The sequence below is a fragment of the Pseudomonas sp. SBT1-2 genome, from assembly GCF_028640875.1.
GTDB classification, from domain to species: domain Bacteria; phylum Pseudomonadota; class Gammaproteobacteria; order Pseudomonadales; family Pseudomonadaceae; genus Aquipseudomonas; species Aquipseudomonas chlororaphis_I.
Genome location: NZ_JAQZAA010000022.1, coordinates 23,102 through 45,909, shown reverse-complemented (window position 1 = coordinate 45,909; position 22,808 = coordinate 23,102). Strand labels below are relative to the sequence as shown.

At 64.7% G+C, this 22,808-nt stretch carries 17 protein-coding genes; 5 read left to right on the top strand and 12 right to left on the bottom strand.

Annotated features, from left to right (window positions below; all coding sequences use genetic code 11):
• Window positions 1-55 precede the first annotated feature (55 nt).
• The 7 genes from PVZ78_RS02655 to PVZ78_RS02625 form a co-directional block, all read right to left on the bottom strand.
• Window positions 56-1,015 (bottom strand): D-isomer specific 2-hydroxyacid dehydrogenase family protein, encoded by a 960-nt coding sequence (locus PVZ78_RS02655; RefSeq protein ID WP_273828185.1) that lies wholly within the window; start codon window positions 1,013-1,015, stop codon window positions 56-58.
• Complete coding sequence (locus tag PVZ78_RS02650; protein WP_273828184.1) at window positions 1,012-2,199, bottom strand: acyl-CoA dehydrogenase family protein; 1,188 nt, start codon at window positions 2,197-2,199, stop codon at window positions 1,012-1,014. The genes PVZ78_RS02655 and PVZ78_RS02650 overlap by 4 nt, the downstream gene beginning before the upstream one ends.
• 36 nt (window positions 2,200-2,235) lie before the next feature.
• Window positions 2,236-3,246: an ABC transporter substrate-binding protein gene (locus PVZ78_RS02645; RefSeq protein WP_053269084.1), complete on the bottom strand. Its 1,011-nt coding sequence runs from the start codon at window positions 3,244-3,246 to the stop codon at window positions 2,236-2,238.
• The gene (locus PVZ78_RS02640; protein WP_273828183.1) at window positions 3,243-4,595 is read right to left on the bottom strand and encodes an LLM class flavin-dependent oxidoreductase; all 1,353 of its coding nucleotides are present in this window, start codon (window positions 4,593-4,595) and stop codon (window positions 3,243-3,245) included. Before PVZ78_RS02640 ends, PVZ78_RS02645 begins: the two co-directional genes overlap by 4 nt.
• Before the next feature lie 27 nt (window positions 4,596-4,622).
• Complete coding sequence (locus PVZ78_RS02635) at window positions 4,623-5,594, bottom strand: ABC transporter substrate-binding protein (protein ID WP_009049088.1); 972 nt, start codon at window positions 5,592-5,594, stop codon at window positions 4,623-4,625.
• A gap of 133 nt (window positions 5,595-5,727) precedes the next feature.
• Window positions 5,728-7,311: a rhodanese-related sulfurtransferase gene (locus tag PVZ78_RS02630; protein ID WP_273828182.1), complete on the bottom strand. Its 1,584-nt coding sequence runs from the start codon at window positions 7,309-7,311 to the stop codon at window positions 5,728-5,730.
• The gene (locus tag PVZ78_RS02625; RefSeq protein ID WP_124313577.1) at window positions 7,308-7,916 is read right to left on the bottom strand and encodes a cysteine dioxygenase; all 609 of its coding nucleotides are present in this window, start codon (window positions 7,914-7,916) and stop codon (window positions 7,308-7,310) included. The genes PVZ78_RS02630 and PVZ78_RS02625 overlap by 4 nt, the downstream gene beginning before the upstream one ends.
• A 233-nt stretch (window positions 7,917-8,149) precedes the next feature.
• Here PVZ78_RS02625 and PVZ78_RS02620 point away from each other — a divergent pair, with 233 nt between their 5' ends.
• Both PVZ78_RS02620 and PVZ78_RS02615 read left to right on the top strand, forming a co-directional pair.
• A complete protein-coding gene (locus PVZ78_RS02620) occupies window positions 8,150-9,055 on the top strand; it encodes a LysR family transcriptional regulator (protein ID WP_103331957.1) in 906 nt (301 codons plus the stop codon).
• A 141-nt stretch (window positions 9,056-9,196) separates the two neighbouring features.
• Entirely contained in the window at window positions 9,197-9,991 is a 795-nt protein-coding gene (locus tag PVZ78_RS02615) for a class II aldolase/adducin family protein (protein WP_053269079.1), read from the top strand.
• 711 nt (window positions 9,992-10,702) lie between these two features.
• Here PVZ78_RS02615 and PVZ78_RS02610 read toward each other — a convergent pair.
• A complete protein-coding gene (locus tag PVZ78_RS02610) occupies window positions 10,703-11,791 on the bottom strand; it encodes an LLM class flavin-dependent oxidoreductase (RefSeq protein ID WP_273828181.1) in 1,089 nt (362 codons plus the stop codon).
• A 394-nt stretch (window positions 11,792-12,185) separates the two neighbouring features.
• Here PVZ78_RS02610 and PVZ78_RS02605 point away from each other — a divergent pair, with 394 nt between their 5' ends.
• The 3 genes from PVZ78_RS02605 to PVZ78_RS02595 all read left to right on the top strand — a co-directional run bounded on the left by PVZ78_RS02605 (window position 12,186) and on the right by PVZ78_RS02595 (window position 14,361).
• Complete coding sequence (locus PVZ78_RS02605) at window positions 12,186-13,070, top strand: ABC transporter permease (protein WP_041983748.1); 885 nt, start codon at window positions 12,186-12,188, stop codon at window positions 13,068-13,070.
• A 1-nt stretch (window position 13,071) separates the two neighbouring features.
• Window positions 13,072-13,869: an ABC transporter ATP-binding protein gene (locus PVZ78_RS02600; protein WP_124301607.1), complete on the top strand. Its 798-nt coding sequence runs from the start codon at window positions 13,072-13,074 to the stop codon at window positions 13,867-13,869.
• 279 nt (window positions 13,870-14,148) lie between these two features.
• Window positions 14,149-14,361: a hypothetical protein gene (locus PVZ78_RS02595; protein ID WP_124313573.1), complete on the top strand. Its 213-nt coding sequence runs from the start codon at window positions 14,149-14,151 to the stop codon at window positions 14,359-14,361.
• Between the two features lie 137 nt (window positions 14,362-14,498).
• On the opposite strand, the gene PVZ78_RS02590 is transcribed toward PVZ78_RS02595, so the two are convergent.
• The 4 genes from PVZ78_RS02590 to PVZ78_RS02575 form a co-directional block, all read right to left on the bottom strand.
• Window positions 14,499-15,908 carry a TolC family protein gene (locus PVZ78_RS02590; protein ID WP_124301606.1) on the bottom strand — a complete coding sequence of 470 codons (1,410 nt, stop codon included), beginning with the start codon at window positions 15,906-15,908 and terminating at the stop codon, window positions 14,499-14,501.
• Window positions 15,908-18,049 (bottom strand): peptidase domain-containing ABC transporter, encoded by a 2,142-nt coding sequence (locus PVZ78_RS02585; RefSeq protein ID WP_273828180.1) that lies wholly within the window; start codon window positions 18,047-18,049, stop codon window positions 15,908-15,910. Before PVZ78_RS02585 ends, PVZ78_RS02590 begins: the two co-directional genes overlap by 1 nt.
• A 12-nt stretch (window positions 18,050-18,061) precedes the next feature.
• Window positions 18,062-19,318, bottom strand: a complete 1,257-nt coding sequence (locus tag PVZ78_RS02580) for an HlyD family secretion protein (RefSeq protein ID WP_273828186.1) — start codon at window positions 19,316-19,318, stop codon at window positions 18,062-18,064.
• 548 nt (window positions 19,319-19,866) lie between these two features.
• Complete coding sequence (locus tag PVZ78_RS02575) at window positions 19,867-22,485, bottom strand: hypothetical protein (protein WP_273828179.1); 2,619 nt, start codon at window positions 22,483-22,485, stop codon at window positions 19,867-19,869.
• Between the last annotated feature and the right edge of the window lie 323 nt (window positions 22,486-22,808).

The window sequence follows — 22,808 nt, the reverse complement described above, 5'->3', positions numbered from 1 at the left end:
TGTGACCCGTAGGAGCGAGGCTTGCCCGCGATAGCGGTGGCGTGCCTGGCGCTACTTAATAGCCGCGCTCAAGATTCGCCGGGTTCTCCAACGGTTGCCCGGCAAGAAAACGCTCGAGATTGGCCAGGAAGCCATCGGCGATGTCATGCCCGCTGTTGGTGGAGATCGCCGAGGTATGGGGTGACAGCCGCACCCGCGGGTGGCGATACAGCGGGTGGCCGTCGGGCAGGGGTTCGGGGTCGGTGACATCCAGCGAGGCCAGGCCGATGCGCCCGCTGTCCAGCGCCTCGAGCAGCGCCGCATCCTCCAGCAGGCCGCCGCGGGCGATATTGATCAGGTGCAGGCCGGGCTTGGCGCTGGCCAGCACCTGGCGGTTGACGATATGCCGGGTCGCCTCGGTCAAGGGTGCCGCCAGCACCAGATGGTCGCTGCGGGCGAACAGCTCATGGATATCCCGCGCCGCCTCTACGCCCTCGACCTCGAGCGGCGCCTGGCTCTGGCGCAGGGCGAGCACATTCAGGCCCAGGGCCCGGGCCTTGCTCGCCAGGCTGCGGCCGATCGCGCCAAAGCCGAGAATCCCCAGGGTGCTGCCCTTGAGCGGGGTCAACGCGGTGAAATGCCACTGCGCGTCATGCACCCAGATTTCGGGCAGGTGCTTGGCCGCGGCGAAGATCGCGGCCAGGGCGAACTCGGCGATGTTGTCCGCCGCGTTGCCACGCAAGGTGCTGACCGGCGGGCCGTTGAACAGCCACCGGGGGTAGAAGTCGATGCCCGACGACACCACCTGGATCCAGCGCAGCGCATAGGGCCAGCCCGGAGGCGGGGTGTCCGGCGCCAGGTAGCCGCGGACATTGATCGGCCGCGCGAGCAGGATGCTGACCTCGGCCGGCAGGTCGCTGGGCACCCCGGCGGGCACGTCGAGCACCCTGGCTTCGGGGTGGGTCTGCTCAAGGCGCTGGCGGATCACCGCGTTGAAGTCGGCATCCAGTTGGCTGGCGATAACGAGTGGGGTCATGACTTGTCCTTGTTCTGACGCTGGGCGAATACCGCCTTGCCGACGCCTTGCAGCACGGCATCGTTTTGCGGGGTGTGGACACGACCGCACAGCACATCGCGGTAATGCCGTTGCAGCGGGCTGTGGCGCGACAGGCCGGGGTTGCCGGAAGCCTCGATGGCCAGCTCGACCGCGCGAATCGCGTTGCCGGTCACCAGGTACTTCAGTTGCGCGGCGTTGCTCGCCGGCGTATGGCCCTCGGCGGCGGCATCCAGCAGGCTGCGGTTGGCGAACAGCAGGGTGTCGATATGGCCGACGGTTTCCTGGAAGCGCGGCAGGGTCGCCAGGGCGGCGCCGAGGTTGGACGGCTTGCGCGTCTCCAGCCAGCCCACCAGCCAGTCCCGCGCGGCCTGGGCGATGCCGTCGTAGACCGCCGACAAGAGCACCGCCATCCACAGGAAGCCCTCGCCATCCAGTTCCGGCTGCGGCGCACTCCAGGGGCTGACGCTGACGGCGTGGTCCAGCGGCACCAGCACGTTGTCGAACAGCACTTCGTGGCTGCAGGTGGCGCGCATGCCCAGGTGGTCCCAGTCCTCTACGATGCTGATCCCGGGGGTGTCCTTGTGCACCAGCCAGGCGCCGACCAGCGGGTCTTCGTCGGTGCTGCGGGCCCAGACGCTGAACCAGCTCAGGCCATGGCTGCCGGTGGAGTAGATCTTGCGCCCGCTGAGGCGCCAGCCGGCGGCGGTGCGTCGGGCGATAGTCGCCGGCAGGCCGCCGCGGGCCGGGGTGCCGAGGTCGGGCTCGACCCGCAGGGCGTTGATCAGCGCGCCGTCGCGCACCGCGTCGCCGGCCACCCGCAGGCGCAGGGCTTCGGGCCAGCTCTGGCTGTCTTGCAGGCGCGAGTGCTGCAGGTACTGCATCACCAGGATCAGCGCGGTGGAGGGTTCGCCCTTGGCCACCGCGCTGATGACCTTGCGCGCCTGGGCCAGGCTGGCGCCGCCACCGCCCAGGTGCTTGGGCACCGTCAGGGCCAGCAGGCCATGCTGGTGCAGCAGGGCGAAGTTGTCCCGGGGAAAGGCGCCGCTCTCGTCATACAGGTGGGCCGTGGCGCCCAGTTGCTGGCCGATGCGTTGCAGCAAGGCGTCGAAGTCGGCGACCTCGACCGGGTGCAGCACGGGCGGCAGGGGAGAAGAAAGACTCATGGTGACTTCACTCGATCAAGGAGGCTGGGAGCCGGTTCATAGCGGCAGCAAGGCAAAACTTCGGTCCCACAAGGGGCTGACGTCGAGCCGTTCGCTGAGCACGCCGGCATCGAAGAACAGGTCGGCGACCGCCTGCTGCGAGGCGATGGCCTGGTCGTTGACGGCGATGATCCGCGACGGCTGGCTGCGGTTGTTGTACATGTCGAGAAACACCGCCTTGTCGACGCCCAGCAACTGCGCCGACTTGCTCGCCCAGGGCTCGGGGTTGTCATTGATCCACTCCAGGGTGCGCGCCTGGCGCTGGATATAGTCCTGGATCGCCTGCTTGCGCAGCGGCTCTTCCAGGGCCGCGGGCCGTGCGGCGATCAGGTAGTTGCCGGAGAGGTAGCCCAGGGCGGTCTTCAGCACCCGGGCGCCGCTGCGGAATTTCGCCAGCTGGATAAACACGCCATAGATCACCCAGGCATCCAGCTGGCCGCTCTGGAAGGCGCTGAAGCCGTCCTGGGGCGTGAGCGCCACCGCAGTGATGTCGTTCAGGGTCAGGCCCTGTTCCTTCAAGGCCTTGATCAGGAAATAGTGCGAGGTGGTGGAGCGCACGTAGCCGACGCGCTTGCCGCGCAACTGCGCGACCGACTCGACCTTCGAGTCCTTGGGAATCAGGAACACCTGATTATTCACGTCGCCTTGCAGCACCGCGATCAGGCGGGGCTGGCGATGGCTCTGGATCGAGAAGATCGGCGGGATCTCGCTCATCCCGCCGACGTCCAGGCTGCCCGAGGCCAGCGCTTCGACGATCAGGTTGCCGCCGGCGAACTCCGAGTATTCGACCTTATAGGGGGTATTGGCGGTGCCGGCGTCCTCGACGAAATAGGAGTCCTGCCCACGGTAGGTGGCGACCCCCAGGGTCAGGTCGGCCAGGCTGTTGTTCTGGGCGAACGCGCGGGGCGCAAAACCCAGAGACGACAGCCCCAGCGAGGACAAGCCCAGGGCGCCAACGGCCAGCGAGCTGGCGGCGAGGAAGCCGCGACGGTTGAGGTATTCGCTCATGCCACGGCCTCGCTCTGGGCCGCGTTGGCCTGGGATGGCTTGGCGTAGCGGTTGGCCGGCACCGGCAGGCCGAGGTTGTCGCGCAGGGTCTGGCCGCTGTACTCATCGCGAAACAGGCCGCGCTGTTGCAGCACCGGCACCACCCGCTCGGTGAAGTACTGCAAGCCGTCCGGCAGCAGCGAGTTGATGATGAAGCCGTCGGCCGCGCCTTCCTCGAACCAGGTTTGAATGGCGTCGGCGACCTGCTCGGGGGTGCCGACAAAATCGCGCCGTGGCCGGGAGAAGCGCAGGGCCACTTCGCGCAAGCTCAGGCCCTCGTCGCGGGCCAGCTGCTTGATCCGCTCCGAGCCGCCTTTCTGGCTGTTGGCGCCCAGATCGCCAAGCTCGGGGAAGGGCGCGTCCAGCGGGTACTGGCTGAAGTCATGGTCGTTGAACGGCCGGCCAAGGGCGACGATCGCATCTTCGATGCTCACCAACGCCACCGCCTGCTGGTAGCGCTCTTCGACCTCCGCCGCATCGCGGCCCACGATCGGGCGGATGCCGGGCAGGATCGACAGCAACTGTGGATCGCGGCCAAAGTCGCTGGCGCGGCGTTTCAGGTCCTGGTAGTAGGCGCGCGCTTCGTTGAAGTCTTCGGGGCTGACGAAAATCGCATCGGCATTCTCGGCGGCGAAATTGCGCCCGTCCTCGGAGGTGCCGGCCTGGAAAATCACCGGCTGGCCTTGCCGGGAACGGGCGATGTTCAGCGGGCCTTTCACCGAGAAGAATTCGCCCTTGTGCTCCAGGGCATGCAGCTTACCGGGGGTGAAGAATTCGCCGCTCTGCTTGTCGTAGGCAAAGGCGTCGTCTTCCCAGGAATCCCACAGCCCCTGGACCACCGCCACATGCTCCTTGGCGATGCGGTAGCGCACAGCATGGGGCGGATGCTCGGCCTTGCCGAAGTTGTCGGCGGTGCCGCTGAGCCAGGAAGTGACCACGTTCCAGCCGGCGCGACCGCCGCTGATATGGTCCAGCGAGGCGAGCTGGCGGGCGACCTGGAACGGCTCGGTGTAGCTGACGGTGACGGTGGCCACCAGACCGATATGCCGGGTGCTGGCGGCCAGGGCCGAGAGGACGGTCAGCGGCTCGAAGCGGTTGAGGTAGTGCGGGCTGGACTTTTCATGGATGTGCAGGCTGTCGGCGATGAACACGAAGTCGAACTTCGCCGCCTCGGCCAGCTGCGCCTGCTGTTTATAGAAGTCGAAGTTCACGCTGGCGTTGGCCAGGGCCCGCGGGTGGCGCCATTCGCCCCAGCCGTGACCGACGCCATGGACCATCGCGCCGAGTTTCAATTGACGTTGCTTGCTCATGGTGATGCTCCTGAATCCGTAGTCTGGTTAGCGGGATGCCTGGTTGAGTTGCACGCGCGGGGCGTTGAAGCTCTTGTCGAAGCCCTGGGAGACGTCGATGGGCCGGCTGAGGATGCCTTCCTCGCGGTAGATGTCCGCGGTGGTTTGCAGGCCGCCGATGACCTGGTCGTCGATCGCCACCGGCTGCATGTGCGTGGCCTGGGCCACCGCCAGGTGCACGGCCAGCGGCAGGCCGGTGACCTGGGCCTGGGCGGCGGCGAACTCCTGGGGATGAGCGTTGGTCCAGCGGTAGGCGCGATCGACCCGGGCGACGAAGTCTTCGAGCTGCTGGCGTTTGTCGGTGATCGCCTGGCGGGTGGCGGCCAGGTACAGGTGGTTGCTCAGCAGGTTGTCGCCGCTGACCAGCACCTTGGCCTGGCTCTGGGTGGTGGCGATGGTGGTGTAAGGGTCCCAGGTCGACCAGGCGTCGGCGCTGCCGTTGTCCAGGAGGATGCGCGACTCACTGGGCAGCAGGTAGATGAACTGCACGTCCCGGGTGCTCAGGCCGACGCTGCGCAGGGCCTTGATCGCCAGGAAGTGGCCGATGGAGCCGCGGGTGGTGACGATGCGCTTGCCCTTGAGGTCGCGGGCGTCGTTCAGCGGCGAGTCCCTGGGCGCCAGAATGGCCGTGGTGTAGCGCCCCTCGGCGTGGACGATGCTGACCACCTTGAGCGGCGCGCCGGCACCGAGGGCGAACACATAGGGCGCATCGCCCAGGCCGCCGATATCCACGGCGCCGGCATTCAGCGCCTCGCCCAGGGGCGCGGCGGCGGGGAATTCGGAGAACTGGATTTCATAGGGCACGTCCTTCAGCTCGCCGGAGACTTCCAGCAGGACCTTGATCGTCGACTTCTGATTGGCCACCCGCAGCGGTTGCAGGTTGGCGGCCTGCGCCGTGGCGGCAAGAGCAAAAGTAACAGCCAGCAACAGCGGGGTGAGGAAGGGCAGGGTAACGCGCATGACGACAGGCTCCAGGCGGGTGTCGGTGGTTAGGGTCACCTCCGCCTGGAGAAAGGGGTCGGTCCGGGTATTGCGTCAGGTGGCTCATGGGCCGGTGAAGGCACATAAGCCGGGCTGTTTCAGATCACGCGGTTCAGATCACATAAAAACCGTGGGTGCCGTCGCGGGCCAGCTGCTCCACCAATCCGAACTCCCAGTCCAGGTAGGATTGCATGGCTTCGCGGGGGTTATCGGTGCCCTCGTAGGGCCGGCGATAACGGTCGATGCGCGGCGAGGCCAGGCGGGTTTCGCCCGTTTCCAGCGGCAGCTGCGCGTCAATCCAGCTGGCGGTGCCCTGGTGCAGCAGGAACACCGGCTTGCCGGTCAGGGCCTCGACCTCGGCGACCGCCAGCCGCGCCAGCTGGCTGCTGCCGCAGGTCAGCACATAACGCTCGGCCGGCGGCAGCTTGGCCAGGACTTGCGGCAACTGCGCGCGCAAGGCCCACCAGGCGCCCGGGATATGCCGTTTGACGTAGTTGGCGCTGCTGGTGAAATCCAGCAGCAGGCTATCGCCTTCGACCAGCCACTGGGCCAGGGTCTCGGGGCTGATTTCCTCGGCCTGCGGCGCTGCGGGCACCGGTGCCTGCCACGGGCCTTGTTCGCTGAAATGCGCGGGCTGCAGGTCGTCCAGCACATACACCTGCCAGCCCAGCTGGGCCAGCCAGGACGCGGACATATTGGCGCGCACGCCATCGTCGTCCACCAGCACCAGGCGCGCGCCGCGCACACTGGCGACGTGATCGGTTTCCTGCACCAGTTGCCCGCCGGGGGTGGAGCGGGCCGCGGGCAGGTGGCCGGCCTCGAATTCTTCCGGGGTGCGCACGTCGAACAGGTAGGTGCTGCGCTGCGTTTCCTGCTGCCAGCGTTGCAGGTCGTCGAGGCTGGCGCGGCCCACTCGTGCCTTGTCGGCCACCCGCCGGGCGTCATCGGCGGCGACAGCGCGATGGGCTTCGCTGGTAGGTGCGAAGCGCCGCGACTGGCCGTGCTCCAGCGCCTGCCCGGCCAGGGTCCAGCCGATGGTGCCGTTGCGCAGGGCGGCCACCGGGTTGGCGATGCCGGCGTTGATCAGCGACTGGGTGCCGATGATGCTGCGGGTGCGTCCGGCGCAGTTGACGATGATCCGGGTCGCCGGGTCCGGTGCCAGTTCGCGGGCGCGCAGCACCAGCTCCGCCCCCGGCACGCTGATGCCACGGGGAATGCTCATGGTCTGGTATTCGTCGAAACGCCGGGCGTCGAGCACCACCAGGTCCGCCTGGCTGTCGAGCAGGGCCTGGACTTCTTCCGCCGCCAGGGACGGCGTATGCCGTTGGCTTTCCACCAGCTCGCCGAAGGCTTTGCTCGGCACATTGACGTCGATGAACAACTCGCCGCCGGCGTCGCGCCAGCCGTCCAGGCCGCCTTCGAGCAGGCTCACATTGCTGTAGCCCAGCGCTTGCAGGCGCTGCACCGCGCGTTCCGCCAGGCCTTCGCCATGGTCATAGACGGTGACCTGGGTATCGCGCCGGGGAATGCGCGCATACACCTCCAGCTCCAGTTTCGACAGCGGGATATTGGCGGCGAACAGCGGATGCCCCTGGGCGAAGGGCGCCTCTTCGCGCACATCGACGAGGGCCAGCTCTTCACGGTTCAGCAGCGCCTGGCGGATCTGTGGGTAAGAGCGGGTAGGTGCTGTGCTCATAGGGCTTGGCTCTCTTTGGACAGGTCCCAGATATTGGGCAGGAAGGCGTTGGAATAACCGGAGATGAACAGTTTCTCGCTGCCGTCGGCTTGGTACACCGCGCGGCGCACGGCACCGATATTGGCGCCGTAGACATGGATGCTGATCGACACCTGATCGTCGAAGGCATTGCTGACCTGATGGATGTCACCGATCTTCGGCGACACCGCCTCGACCTGGCCGGGCAGCAGCTGGATCCGCTGGCCCTCGACCCGCAGGCTGCCGTCGCTGTGGCGGGCGAAACCTTGTGAGTACTCCGAGCCGCGCAACATGCCGATCAGCCCCCAGACCCGGTGGTCGTGGATTGGCGTGCGTTGCCCTGGGCCCCAGACAAAACTGACGATGCTGAAGCGCTGCCGGGAATCGGCATGCAACAAATACTGTTGGTAGCGCTCCGGATCGGGGCGGGCGAAGTCCTCGGGCAGCCAGTCGTCATGGCTGACCAGCTGGGCCAGCAGCTTGCCGCCGCGGTGCAGCAGGTCGCCTTCGCGGGGGTGGCTGTCGATCAGCTCCGCCAGGGCGCCTATGAATGCTCTGAGTCTCTCCGGGTGTCGGGCCTGGGTCATGGCGACTCCGTGGTCGTGGTCTAAGTTCGATATCAGGGTTCGTTATCAGGATTTAAGCATAATGATTTTTCTTAATATGCTATTTTTTTATGATTAGGTTATAGCTGAAAGGAATTTAGAACCCATGTGAATAGCGTTAGACGTTATCGATAGATGCGCCAGGCTATCCAGCTACGCGCATTCAAACTATGCTTTTCGAACATCTTAATGACTGTTCTCTATGTGCGGGCCAAATGAAAATTGATGATATCGACGCCTTTGTCGAAGTGATTCGTTGCCAGTCCATCAGCCATGCCGCCGAGACCTTGCAACTGACGCAACCGGCGATCACCCGGCGGGTGCAGAACTTCGAGCAGGCCTTGGGCGTGGAGCTGTTCGACCGCAACACCAAGCCGCTCAAGCCCACGCTGATCGGTACCCGGGTGTACGAACAGTGCCGGCTGATCCTGCGGGAAATGGATGCCCTGCGCGAACTGGTGGCCACCGACGCGCCGCCCACCGGGCTGTTGCGCCTGGGCGTGCCGCAGACCATCGGCGATGTGGTGCTGCTCGATGCCCTCAAGCACCTGCGCGTCGAATACCCCGAACTGCGCGCCCAGGTGGCCACGGGCTGGGGCAGCCAGCTGGTGGGCAAGATCGAGCGCGGCGAGCTGGACGCGGCGGCCGCGCTGTTCCCGGCCGGCAAGATCTTCCCGGACAACATCATTGGCGAGTCGATCGGCAAGATGGAATTGGTGGTGGTCTGCGCCAAGGCGCAGTTGCCCAAGCGCCCGTGCAAGCTCGCGGACATTTACCAGAACGGCTGGATTCTCAATCCGGACGGCTGCGGCTTCCGCGCCGGGCTGCAACGCACCCTGTCGGACCAGGGCCTGGCCCTGCGGGTCAACCTGGAAACCTTTGGCACCGAGTTGCAGTTGGGCCTGGTCGCCGATGGCCTGGGCCTCGGCCTGGTGCCGCGGCCGTTGCTGGAGCGCAGCGCCCACCGCGAGCAACTGGCGGCGATGCCGCTCAAGGACTTCAAGCCGGTGATGGACCTGTGGCTGATCTACCCGCATTTTCTCGGCAACCTGCAAGGGCCGGTGGATGCCTTTGGCAAGCTGGTCGCCGGCTCGCTGCAGAAGATCAAGAGTGCCGCGTGAGTGGTTGAAAGAGGGCAAGGGCAGGGCGGTTTAAAATAAAAAATAATGATAATTAGCTTAGATTAAAATGTGCTTTTTATTATCTTTTGCCTTCCCCTAGGCTTGCTGGAGTTCCTTCAAGGCCATCCAGGAAGTTTTGCCATGAGCAGCGTCAGCCCGTTATCCAGCGTCTCGAAAAATGTTCGCCAGCGTGTCAGCCCCGAAGAGTGGGAGGTGCGCGTGAAGCTCGCCGCGGCCTACCGGCTGGCGGCCTTGTACAAGTGGACCGATCACATCTACACGCACTTTTCCGCGCGGGTGCCGGGGCCCGACGAGCATTTCCTGATCAACGCCTTCGGCTTGCTGTTCGACGAAATCAGCGCTTCCAACCTGGTCAAGGTCGACATTGACGGCACTATCGTCGACGACCCCACGGGCCTCGGGATCAACTACGCCGGTTATGTGATCCACAGCGCAATCCATGGCGCCCGTCCTGACCTGCAGGCGGTCCTGCACACCCACACTCGCGACGGCATCGCGGTGTCCGCCCAGCGCGACGGCCTGTTGCCGATCTCCCAGCACGCCATCGGCTTTTCCGGACGCGTGGCCTACCACGGCTATGAAGGCATCGCCCTCGACCTCGACGAGCGCGAACGGCTGGTGGCGGACCTGGGGGACAAGAGCGTGCTGATCCTGCGCAACCACGGGCTGCTCACCGCAGGCATCAGCGTCGAGCATGCGTTCCAGCAACTGCATTACCTGGAGCGCGCCTGCAACATCCAGATCGCCGCCCAGGCCAGCGGCAATACCGAGCTGATCTACCCGCCGGCCGAGGTGGTGGCCAAGGTCGAGAAGCAGGCCGAAGCCTTCAAGAGTGGCGACGGACCGGGCGTCGCCCGGCACTGGAATGCGCTGATCCGCCAGTTGGAGCGCAGCGATACGGCTTATAAGGAGTGATGGTACGGACACAGAAACGCGCTTACGTACTGTGGCCGCCGGCGTAGCCTGCGATTGGCTTGGGCGGCATTCCGACCCGGCAGCCGTGAATCCGCAACATGCGGTCTGCCTGACAAACCGCAGTCTCCGGTTTTGCGTCTGCTGCGCAGCCGATCGCAGCCTTCGGCAGCGGCTACAAGGCATCCATCCAGCAGGCGTCATGCTCTGTAGCCGCTGCCGAGCGAAGCGAGGCTGCGAACGACCGCGCAGCGGTCGCCAAACCAAACGCCGCCGCAGTTCAGTGATACCGCATCGTCAGGTTGGCGGGGCTATGCCCCGATCGCAGGCTGCGCCAGCGGCTACAAGGTATCCATCCAGCAATGAGCGATGCTCTGTAGCCGCTGCCGAGCCGAAGCGAGGCTGCGAACGACCGCGCAGCGGTCGCCAGGCCAGACGCCGCCGCAGGTCAGTGATAGCGCGCCGGCAGGTTGGCGGGGCTGTGCCCCGATTGCAGGCTGCGCCAGCGGCTACAAGGTATCCATCCAGCAATGAGCAATGCTCTGTAGCCGCTGCCGAGCGAAGCGAGGCTGCGAACGACCGCGCAGCGGTCGCCAGGCCAGGCGCCGCCGCAGGTCAGTGATAGCGCGTCGTCAGGTTGGCGGGGCTGTGCCCCGATCGCAGCCTGCGGCAGCGGCTACAGGGCGATCAGGGCTCTATGCGTCGGGGTCCAGCTCAGGCAACTTTTTCCGCGGCCAGCCGCTCGCGCTCGGCCACCCGCTTGCGGGTCAGCGGGATCAGGCGCTGGCCATAGTCGATGGCGTCCTCGAGCGGGTCGAAGCCGCGGATCAGGAAGGTGGTGATGCCCAGGTCGTAATAGTCGAGCAGGGCTTCGGCCACTTGCTCCGGGGTGCCAACCAGGGACGTCGAGTTGCCCTGGGCGCCGAGCAGCCCGGCGATGCCGGTCCATAGGCGCTTGTCCAGGCGCGAGCCCTGGGCCGCTGCCGCCAGCAGGCGGCGCGAACCTTCATTCGGTGGTTCGCGGCGGACAAAACCGTTCTGCTCGGCGAGGGCCGTAGCCTGCTGCAGGATGCGTTCGGCACGGGCCCAGGCCTGCTCCTCGGTGTCCGCCAGGATCGGCCGCAACGACAGGCTGAACCTGATGCTGCGACCATGCCTGGCGGCCTCGGCACGCACCTGGCTCACCACTTCGCGCACCTGCTCGTAGGTTTCGCCCCACAACGCATAGACGTCCGCATGCTTGCCAGCCACGGCGATGGCCGCCGCCGAGGAGCCGCCGAAATACAGCGGGATGTGCGGCTGTTGCGGTGACTGCACCGCCGAATACGCACCCTCGACCTGGTAATACTGGCCTTGATAGTCGAAGGGCTGGCCGCTGGTCCATTCCTGGCGCAGCACGTCCAGGTATTCGTCGGTGCGGGTGTAGCGCTGGTCCTTGTCGATATAGCTGCCGTCGGCGCGCAGTTCGCGGTCGTCGCCACCGGTGATGATGTGCACCGCGGTGCGCCCGCCATTGAACACATCCAGGGTGGTGAACTGGCGCGCGGCCAAGGTCGGCGCGGCGAAACCCGGGCGATGGGCGATCAGGAACTTGAGCTTTTTCGTCACGCTGGCGGCATGCGCGGCGATCAGGGTGCTGTCCGGGCTGTTGGAGTGGAACGCCACCAGGGCGCGGTCAAAGCCGGCGTCTTCATGGGCGCGGGCGACTTTTTCCACGTAGTCGGGTTGCAGCACGGGGCCGCTGCGCGGGTGAATTTCCGAGGCGTGGTGGCCGCCGATAAAACCGATGAATTCGATACTCATGGTGGATTCCCTGTTTTCTTCCAATAGTTTTTCAATAGGCGTGATTCAGCCTCCACCGGGCAAGGGGTCGGTCCGTGGTGTCGAAAGTAGGCGCAGCGCGGCGGGGTGTGAAATGCCGTTTTGTTCTAAGTTAATTATTAAATTAACTGATTATTTAAATAGACATGTATCAGCAATGTGCATTTTATAGCGCTGCATCCGCACACCCGGCAAAGGGCGTTGGCCGAGCCGTCTTACTATGCAAATAATTTATCTGGTTAATTTTCTATCTGATTTTTAATCATATTAGGTTATTCCCAAAAAGAATTTCACTGCGATTTTTTATGCGAATAGCATGAATTCGAAGCTGAAACATGGCGCCTCCGGCCATGGGCTTGATGAGGAAGGAAGCCTGATGAGCGACAAGACTTTCGAGACACCGGGCGCCAGCAGCTCGTTTTCCGTCGACAAGGCCGTTCGCCGGGGTGGTGCGGGGCAGGGCGGGGCGCAGTGGATCCCGCCGTGGCTGCGCACTTGGCGCACCCCCGAGGCGCTGCTGCGGCTGATCAGCCCGATCGTGCTGCTGTTGTTGTGGGAGCTGGCGTCGCGCTGGGGGCTGATTCCCCAGCGAGTGATCGCCGCGCCGTCGCAGATCGGCGGTACGCTCTGGGCCATGATCGCCTCCGGCGAACTGGGCAAGCACCTGCTGGTATCGCTGCAACGGGCGCTGGTGGGCTTGAGCATCGGCGTCAGTATCGGCGTGGTGGCGGCACTGATCAGCGGCCTGTCGAAACGCGGCGAGGTGGTGCTGGATTCGCCGATGCAGATGCTGCGCACCATCCCTTCGCTGGCCCTGGTGCCGCTGTTCATTCTCTGGTTCGGCATCGGCGAGTTCACCAAGATCGCCCTGATCGTCACCGGCACCACGTTCCCGGTGTACCTGAACCTGTTCGCCGGCATCCGCAACATCGACCCCAAGCTGATCGAGGCCGCCAACACCCTGGGCCTGAGCCGGCGCGAGCTGATCTGGCACGTGATCCTGCCGGGCGCCTTGCCCTCGTTTTTCGTCGGCCTGCGTTATTCCCTGGGGATTTCCTGGCTGGCCCTGGTGTTCGTCGAGCAGATCAACACCACCGCCGGCATCGGTTACCTGGCCAGTGACGCGCGGGACTTCATGCGCACCGACGTGATCGTCATCTGCCTGCTGATCTACAGCGTCCTCGGCCTGCTGATCGACGGCCTGATCCGCACCCTGGAACGTTTCGCCCTGGCCTGGCGCCCAACTTTCGTGAGGAATTGATATGTCGAGCATCGATCGTGTAAACGCGCCCAAGACCGCCCACCCGGTACAACTGCGCAATGTGGTGCGCCAGTTCGGCGAGCAACGGGTCATCGACGGCCTGGACCTGGACATCGCCCCGGGGGAATTCGTCGCGCTGCTGGGCGCCAGCGGTTCGGGCAAGACCACCTTGCTGCGCAGCCTGGCCGGGCTCGACAGCATCGACAGCGGCCAGCTGCGGGTGCCCAAGGCGCGCGCCGCGGTGTTCCAGGAGCCGCGCCTGATGCCCTGGAAGCGCGCCTGGAAGAACGTGATCCTCGGCCTGCGCATTCCCAATGCCCGCGCCCGCGCGGTGCAGGCCCTGACCGAAGTCGGCCTGGCCCACCGCCTGGAAGCCTACCCGGCGACGCTCTCCGGCGGCGAAGCCCAGCGCGTGGCCCTGGCCCGAGGCCTGGTGCGCGAGCCCAAGCTGCTATTGCTCGACGAACCCTTCGCCGCGCTGGATGCGCTGACCCGGATCCGCATGCACCGGCTGATCATTGATCTCTGGCGCAAACACACGCCGGCGGTGCTGCTGGTGACCCACGATGTCGACGAAGCCATCCTCCTGGCCGATCGGGTCATCGTGCTGGCCAACGGCAAGATCGCCGAGCAACTGAGCATCGACCTGCCACGCGCGCGGGACACCGGCCAGGACGGTTTCCAGGAGATCCGCGCGCGCCTGCTGAGCCTGTTGGGGGTGGAAGCGGCGGAGCCGGCGCTGCCAGCAACCGGCACCGCGCGCCCGCCTTCGAGTGTCCGGCGGTTCGCCCATGGCTGAGTGTTCGCTTGTGGAAAATCTCCAACCTGATGTTGCCGGGTGTCTCGTCACAGCGGGCTCTTTGGGACGCGTACTGCAGAACGGTGGAGTGGGTGCGCCAGCGACAGGCTGAACCGACTCGTCAATAGCACTTTCAGAAGTATCCGATATTGTTGTTTGTTTTAATTATTCCGCATCTTTTTGCATGAAAGATGAAATGGCTCTTTCCAGCTATCCGGGAAAATCGAGTACCGGATTGTCGGGAAAGCTGATAGATGAATCTTTGGAAAGGAATGAAACATGCGCAATCTGAACGATATGGAAATAGACGTCGTATCGGGCGCCGGCTTGACCATCGGCGGAAAAAAAGTGACTACCGACACCAACCTGAGCGACCTGGCTGACCTGATCAAGAACAATGGTGGCACGGGTAATATCGGCGTTGGCGCTCCTGGCAAGGGCGGCATCGGTATTAATATAAAGAATGGCTGGACCGGCTGGCCGTTCAACTGAACGACTATCAGTTGCCCGATGCTTTATAAATAATAAAAACAATGAACATTGCACTAACGCCAGAAACTGTTTCTGGCGTTTTTACTCGCCGGCACTGACTGAGTGCCGGACCTCCCATTACCCCTCCCGGCTTCACCTTATCGCAGCGTCCAGAAGCCCAGTCGACCCAGGCTGGCGGCCAGGCGCAGGCGCAAGACCTGCCAGGCGCCGAGGGCCTGTATGTGCTGCTCCTGAGCGCTGGAGTAGGCAGTCAGGGCATTGAGCATCTCGATCATGCTGCCGACGCCGGAACGGTACCGCCCCTGGACAACCTCCAGGGTTTGACGCGACTGCTCGACCAGTTCGCGAGTGCGCACCAGGCTGCGGGTCTCGACGCCGAGCAACTGATAGTTGCTCCAGGCCTCCAGCGAAATCTGCTGCTCGACTTCGGCCAATTCGGCTTCGCTGGCTTCCCGGCGGGCGAGGGCATTGCGGATCTGGTAAGTACGCTCGAAGCCTTCGAACAGAGGGATGTTCAGCTGCAAGCCGATGCTGCGTTCGCGTTCGCGGATGTCGCCGTTGAACACCCACGGCTGCTCGGTGTAGCGACGCCCCAGGTTAGCGCTCAACGTCAGGCTGGGGCGGCCGGCGGCGCGGCTTTCCTGCAGAGACGCGTCAGCCGCTTTCAGTCGCGCCTGGGCGGCGTGCAGGGCAGGGTGGCTGCTGCGGGCCTCGGCCAGCAGTTGGTCGATGGCCTTGACGAAACCGGTATCGGGTTGTGCATCCAGTTCGCTGGAGAGATGCAGCGGGATGTCCGGCGGCAGGCCCATGCGCAGGGCGATAAGGCCGACAGCCTGGCGTAGGGAACCCTCATCCCTGACCTGTTTCAGCCTCGCCTGGGACAAGGCGGTCTGCGCCTGCAGGCGGTCGGAAAGGGCAGCGGCGCCCGCCTGGTATTTCGCATCGGCCGCCTTGAGGTTCTGCGCCGCCAGCTCTGCCACCTGGCTCGAGGCGACAAGGCTGCGCTGAGCGCAGAGGGCGTCGTAATAAGCCTGGGCGGCGAGGGCGAAGGTGTTCTGGAGGACCGCGTCCTGGCTGGCGGTGGCCGCCAGCAGCAGTTGCTGGGCATTGTGCAGGGTGGCGCTGCGACGACCGAAGTCGAACAGCACCCAGCTCAGTTCGAGGCCAGTAGCGTGGCTGCGACTATGGCCGGACTGCTGGGGCATGTCGCGACTGTCCAGGTCGCTGTAGCCATGGCTGCCCTCAAGGCGCCCTTGCAGGCGCGGCAGGAAGGCGGCCCGGCCGATCCCTACCTGCGCCGCGCTGGCCTTGGCATTGGCCCAGGCGAGGCGCGTCCGGGGATCGTGACAGAGGATGCGCTCAATGGCGTCCTCCAGGCTCAGTTCACTGCGCGGTGCAGCGGTGTGGCAAGGCAGGCCACTGCCGCCAAGGTCGTACACGGCCCGGCTGGAGACTTCATCGGCGGTAGCGAACACATCGGGCTCGTAGGCCGCGGCGCAGGAGGCTGCACCCAGCAAGCCGAGCAGCAAACACCGAACCGCGCGCATCAGCTTCGCTCCCGTGTGGCCGGGTGCGCACGGGTTTCGTCGCTTTCCACCTTGCCCTGCCCGAGCACCACCACCCGGTCTGCCGAGCCGATGGTTTCCGGGCGATGGGCGATCATGATCCGGGTAATGCGCAGGCCACGGATGGCGGCGTTGACGCGTTGCTCGCAATGAACGTCGAGGTGGCTGGTGGCTTCGTCGAGGAACAGGATTTTCGGTTTCTTGTACAAGGCCCGAGCCAGCATGACCCGCTGCTTCTGCCCGCCGGAGAGCACGGTGCCCATATCGCCGACCAGGGTGTTGTAGCCCATCGGCATGGCCTGTATGTCGTCGTGGATCGCGGCCATTTGCGCGCACTCGATCAGCCAGGGCATGTCCACCCTGGAATCGAAGAAGCTGATGTTCTCCGACAACGAGCCGGCGAACAGCACATCGTCCTGCATCACCGTCCCGACCAGCTCGCGCAGGCCGTCCAGCCCCAACTGCGAGAGTTCCAGGCCGGCCACGCGGACCTGGCCCTGGCTCGGCGGAAGAATGCCGAGCAGGACGTTGAACAGGGTGCTCTTGCCGCAGCCGGAGGGGCCGACGATGGCCACCGACTCACCGGCGGCAATGTCCAGGTCGAGCCCGTCGAGCACCCAGGGTTCCTGCTCGGAGTAGCGGTAGCGCAGGCCGCGAACCTGCAGGCTGGCCGGACGCTCGCGCAGATCCTCCGGCACGCCGCCGACAAATGTTTCTTCGGGAGCCTGGAGGACGATGTCAGCCAGCCGTTCGCCCTGTAGCTGCAACATGCGCAGCTCGAAGAACTTGTCGATCAGGCTGGCCACCCGGCTGTCGAACTGCAATTTGTAGGCATTGAAGGCCATAAACACGCCGACGCTGAACTGGCCATCCATCACCAGGGTCGCGCCGAGCCAGATCACCAGCAGGTTCTCGACGCCGAACAGCAGGCCATTCATCTGCTGGTAGAGCAGTTGCAGCTTCTGGGTGCGCAGCCCCGCGTTGATCTGCTCCACCAGCAGGCCGAGCCAGACCGAGCGGCGCTCCTCCTGGCGCTGGAACAGCTTGAGCGGGCGGACCCCGCGGACGGTTTCCAGAAAGTGGCTCTCTTGGCGGGCCGCATGCACGATCTGCTCTTGCGTGGCGTTGCGCAGCGGGCGGTACCAGGCCCAACGCCCAAAGGCGTAAAGGCTCATGGCAGCAATGGAAACCGCCGCCAGCACCGGGCTGTAGAGCAGCATCATGGCCAGGGTGGCGATGGTCATCAGGCCGTCAAGGATCGCTGAGAGAAAGGCGGCGGTAAGGGTCTGCTGAATGTTGTCCACCGAACCGAAGCGCGAGACCACGTCGCCCAGGTGACGTTTTTCGAAGTACTGGATCGGCAAGCGCAACAGGTGGCTGAACACGTTGGCCTGCCACTGCACGCTAAGCAGGGTACTCATGTGCATCATCACCCAGGCGCGCACCCCGCTGACGGCCTGCTGCATCAGTAGCAACAGGCCGAAACCCAGCGCCAGGGTACTGAGCAGGTCGCGGTCCTCGCTGACAATGACGTTGTCCAGGGTCCATTGCAGGAAGAACGGGCCGACCAGGGCAAACAGCTCCAGCGCGCCGGACAGCAACAGCACCTGGGTCAACGAGCGATACAGCCCGGTGACCCGGCCCATCATGTCCAGCAGACGGATGCGCGGCTTGGCGGCCTGTACCTCGAAACCGCGGTCCGGCCACAGCTCCATGGCGACGCCGGTGAAACTGCGCGAGGTTTCTTCCAGGCTCAAGCGACACAACCCGCGGGCCGGGTCGTGGAGCGTGACGCCGCGGGCGTCGACCGCCTTCAGCACCACAAAGTGGTTGAAGTTCCAGTGCAGCACGCAGGGCAGCTTCAGCTTGCCGAGATCGTCCAGGGCCAGTTTCACCGGGCGAGTCCCCAGTTGCAGTTGGTGTGCGGTCTGGATCACCTGCTTCAGGGAAGCGCCCTTGAGCGACACACTGAAGCGTCGCCGCAAGTCCATCAGGTCCGTGTGGTAACCGTGGTAGCCGGCGATCATCGCCAGGCAGGCCAGGCCACATTCGGTAGCTTCGGTCTGCAATACCAGCGGCAAGCGCCGGCCTATGCGCAGAGCGAGCGCGTCGAGAAATGCCATTGAAGGTTGTTCCTAGAGTTTGCCGGTCAGGCTGTACAGCGGTTCGAGCACCCACTCATAGAGGCGGCGGGTGTCCTGGAGGACATCGGCGTCGAGCAACATGCCGCTTTGCAAGGGGCGCGGTTGGCCGTAAGCCGTCACCATCTGCTTATCCAGGCTGATCTGCAGGCGATACAGCTGCTCGCCGTCCTTGGCCAGCCCTGGTACAGCGCCGGCCATGCTGGCGAGCTCGGCGAAGGGCACGCTGGTGCGTGAAATGGAACGCACCCGGCCCTGGTACTGACCGAACTTCTGATAGGGATAGGCCTGGTAACGGATCAACACCGAGTCGCCCGGCTTGATGAAACCGATGGACTTGCTCGGGGCATACAGCTCTGCCTGCAAGGGTGCGTCGGCGGGAACGATGCTCAGCAATGGCCGCGAGCTGTCCACGGTCTGCCCGATGTCGGCGAGTACGGCAGTGGCGATGCCGGTTTCCGGAGCGGTGACCAGCAGCGTGCGCTTGGCCTCGCTCTCCGCCAGGTTTTGCTCGAGGGCAGAGAGCTGGCGCTGGATGTCCGCCTGCTGGTTGGCCTGGCGCGCGCCCAGGCCCGCCAACTCGTTGCGGCGCTCGGTCAGTTGCTGCTGCAGGGCCGCACGTTCGCGCTCCAGCCCCTGCAGGGCCTGGCGCTGTCCCAACAGTTCGGCCTGGCGCTGCTGGAGTTGGTCGACGGAAATGTAGCCCTTATCCATCAGGCCCTGATAACGCTGCGTGGCGTCGCTGGACAGCGCCACCAACCGCTGCTGGCTGTCCGCCTGCCGGGCGAGTATCGCCAGCTCGCGCTGCAGGCTGGCGACCTTGTTGCTCAGGCTGTCACGTTCATCGAGTTGTAAGCGCAGGACTTTCTCCAGTTCACCGCGCAGCGAACCGCGGCGATGTTCGAGCTGGCGGCTGATGCCGGCCTGCACAGGTTCGGCGTCAGAACCGTAGCGTTCGCTGGAGATCGTCAGCAGAGGCTCGCCACGCTTGACCCTCTGGCCTTCGTGGACGAATGTCTCGAACACGATGCCAGCCTGGGGCACGTACACCTTGACCAGGCCACCGACCGGGACCAGCTGGCCGCTGATGGTGCTGCGCTTGGTATAGCTGGCGAAGAAAAAGAAGGCCGCCACCGACACCGCCAGGGCCGTAGCCAGACACGTGAGAACGGTGAAAGAGATCGGGCGGACCAGAACTGTATCGCCCAGCCCGTTGGTTTGCCGGGCGTCGAGCGCCTCCCTGCGGAACAACGGTATATCTGCCATCGAACTAAGCGCCTGTGAATGATAATTCGAGAGCCAATGACTGTTTCATGAGCGCTGCAGTTGATGATTGGCTAATTATGGGGCGCCACATTAGTTGCCTGAACCGGCTTGTCGTTACTTAACTTTTATCGCTTTAACTGCGTGCAGCAGAGCCATTTTCAATGCCGGATTTTGTGGTCGGACACCATAATCTCAAAAAGCAAAAATACAACTGAGAACTTTCTTATTATCATCTGCTTTTTTCTGATTCGTCCCGCCTATGGTGTACGAACAATAGGCTTGTCATGGACAGCGCCGGTCGGTCATTCATGTGCACCTGTAAACCTTTCAGACCAGCCGCTTAAATTAGAACAACAACACGGAAGTTCCCTGGTGACCCGCCGTCTTCATCGTCGGAGTCAGGGAAGGGGTGTACTTGCGCGTGGGTCTGCAGGTCGAGCAGCTCCCTCTTGCCAGTCATCGAAACGCTCGTCGTCACGCAAACCGGCGATGGGATACAGAAGAGTCATGGGGGCCTCCTGGAGGCGGGCGTTCTACAGGTAGTTCCACAACGCCTGGGAAACCGGCGTCGGCTGGCCGCTGCCGAACAGCGTCTGGCCGATCTGCAGGCCCAGTTGCCGGTAGCTTTCGAACTGCGCTTCGTCGAAGAACTGGTTGGCAGTGCTTTCGTTGGGGAAGGTCGGGTGGGCGTTGGCGTAATTGAGCACGTCCACCGGCACTCCGGCGATCAGGCGTGGCTTGAGCAGCAGGATCCGCGCGGTGCGCTGGCCCTGGCGATTGACCACGTTGAACAGCATCGCGCAGCGCAGGCTGTCGTCGGGGCCAGGATGGGTGAAGTTGGCGGTATGGCCGAAGTAGGGCGCCAGTAGCGAAACCTCATGCACGCCCAGGTCCTCCTCGATCTCCAGGGCCTGATCGATCCGCGCCAGGCGGATCAGGTTGGCCAGGTCGTCGAACTGGTAGCTCGGGTCGGCGCCGCAGTCGCACATGACGATCAGCTCGATCTTGCGCCCTTCGCGGATCAGCTCGTAGGTGGCGGTGTTTTCGAAATGGCCGCCGTCGGACAGGTATTGGTAGTCGCGGCGCACCCCATGAAAGTGCGCGCTCAGTTCATAGAACAGGTAGGTCTGGGTCGGGAACACCCGGGCCCAGCCTTTGTCCCGCCAGCTGCGTTGAGTGTCGGCTTGTTCGTCGCCTTCGAGGAAATTGCCCGGCCACCAGGTGCCCAGGCGCAGGTTAGTCAGGCCGAACGACAGCGAGGTACCCAGCGAGGTGGCCCGGCCCAGGCCGGTGGAGATCGCCGCGCCGGAGGTCGCCACCCAATGGGCCAGGCCCAGGGTCTGGTAGATCTCGCTGAACCATTTGCTGCGGGTCGAGCGCTTGCGCGGTTCGCCGTCGAGGATATAGCTGACGCTGTCGGGTGCCTTCGCGCCATTGGGGGCCAGGCACAACGGCTTGCCCTTGCGGTCGCGCTGCACCAGCTGCTCGGCCGGGTCGACGGTGAGGTTCAGGGTGACGTTGATCAGGTGCACCGGCGCGCAGGTGGTGACGCCGTAGTACTGCTCGATCGGCACGTCGTCGCCGGGCAGGGCTTCGGCGACGCTCAGGCGCTGCTTGCGGATCTTGGGCGTCCTGCCGGCAAAACGCAGGCCGTTGGAGGCGCCCAGGTACGCTCGGGTCAACCGGCTGCGATAGAAGGATTGCAACGAGGACTGGTTGAGAAAACCGATGAAGCGTCCCTCCGCCAGGCTCAGGACCAGGGCTACCGCCACCAGGCCCATGAGGCGCGTCAGGCTGTCGCTATCGAGCCCCTGGTAGCGCACGAACTGCACCAGCAGGCCCCAGAGCAAGGCCACCAGCATGAAGATCGCGATGCCGGCGACACCGGCGATCACACTCAGTGGCAGGCGGCTCAGCCAGCCGGGCAAGGCCTTGTCGTCGAGCAGACTGGAGAGGCTGCGGATCGCGCCGATCAGCAACGGCAGCAGAACCGCCGACGACATCAGTTGCGCGCGCTGCTCGCTGATGTAGATCCACTGGGCCAGCCACGGCACCAGGACGTAGAAGCCCAGCAGCAGGGTGAAGATCAGGGCCTGGGCCAGGTAGCGGGTGACCAGCACCCGGTAGGTGCGCACGCAGTTGTTGCGCGCCAGGGCGTCGTCCTTGTCGCGCTTGAAACGCAGGCGCAGGGCCACGAGGATACAGGCCAGCACGCCGAACCAGTTGACCACCCCGCAGACGATCAGGATCGCCCGCAGTTCGGCGTCCAGCCCCCAGGGCGCGCAGGCCAGGCCGATGAACAGGGCACCGATCGCGCTGCACAGCAGGGTCGCCCAGTTCCACAGGTGCACCGCCTCGTCCTGGCTCTTGCGGAAATACACCATCCAGAACGCCAGCATCAGCGGCACTATCCAGAACAGGGTGGCCGCCACCGGCACCCACCAGAGCGAACCGCACAGGACGTTGACCAGGTCCATGGGCAGCAGCGCGACCAGCGGCGAACACAGCGGGCCGCTGGAAATGAACACCTGCGCCAGGGTGGCCAGGGCCAGCGTGCACAACAGCGGCATGCCGATCACGACATGCAGCGCCAGCAGGTTGCGCAGCGACAGGCCCAGGACATAGAACAGGTCGCCCGAACCGCCCGGGGTCAGGTAGCGGCCGTTCTCCCGCAGCCAGGCCAGCGGCGCTTCGCCCACCGGGGCCTTGGCGTAGTCGATATGGGTGTGGATGCGTCCCGGTGGCTCGAAGTCGAGCACTTCATAGGCATCTTCCGCGGCCTGCACTTCGGGACTGGCCGCCACCTGGGCGTTTTCTCGCCCACGCAGGCGCCCGGGCAGGAACAGGCTGCCGAAAAACGAACCCAGGTAGCCGCCACCGCTGACAGTGGAGAGGTAGTCGAACTGCGCCAGCAGGCGCTTGCCGATGCCCGGTTCTTCGCCCACGGCATCCGGCGCCCTGGCCCGGGCCATGGCCTGTAATACCCCGAGGCAGAAGGTGGCGCTGCGAATGCCGCCGCCGGACAGGGCGACGGCCCAGTGGCCGGCGCTTTTGCGCGCCAGGCCCAGCAGATCCCGACGTTGGTCGATACGGGCATGTTCGGCGTGAAACTGGGCATCCTGAGCCGAAGAAACGGGCTTTTTCCTGTCCATGTGCAGCCCTCGCAAAAGGGAGGGGGGATCCATCCCTCACGAGTAAGTTAAAGCAGGAAAACAGCAGGTTGCCAGCAGCGTTTGTGACAGCCGGAGCGGTGAGAGTGGAGCCCGATAGCCAATCGAAATTACCCCTGGTTTTTCATCGCCAAATGGAAGAATTGACCCGCTCGCCATGGCCTAGTATGGCGGCTGTAGGGCGTTGTAAGGCGACTGGCGTACCGAGGTTAACCGGCCCGGTGCGCAGGCAGTCGGTTGTTCGGCCATCAGAAAAAGAACCGGTCGCGACACAGGTGTCCCCCAAGGACAGAGGGACCGGTCTG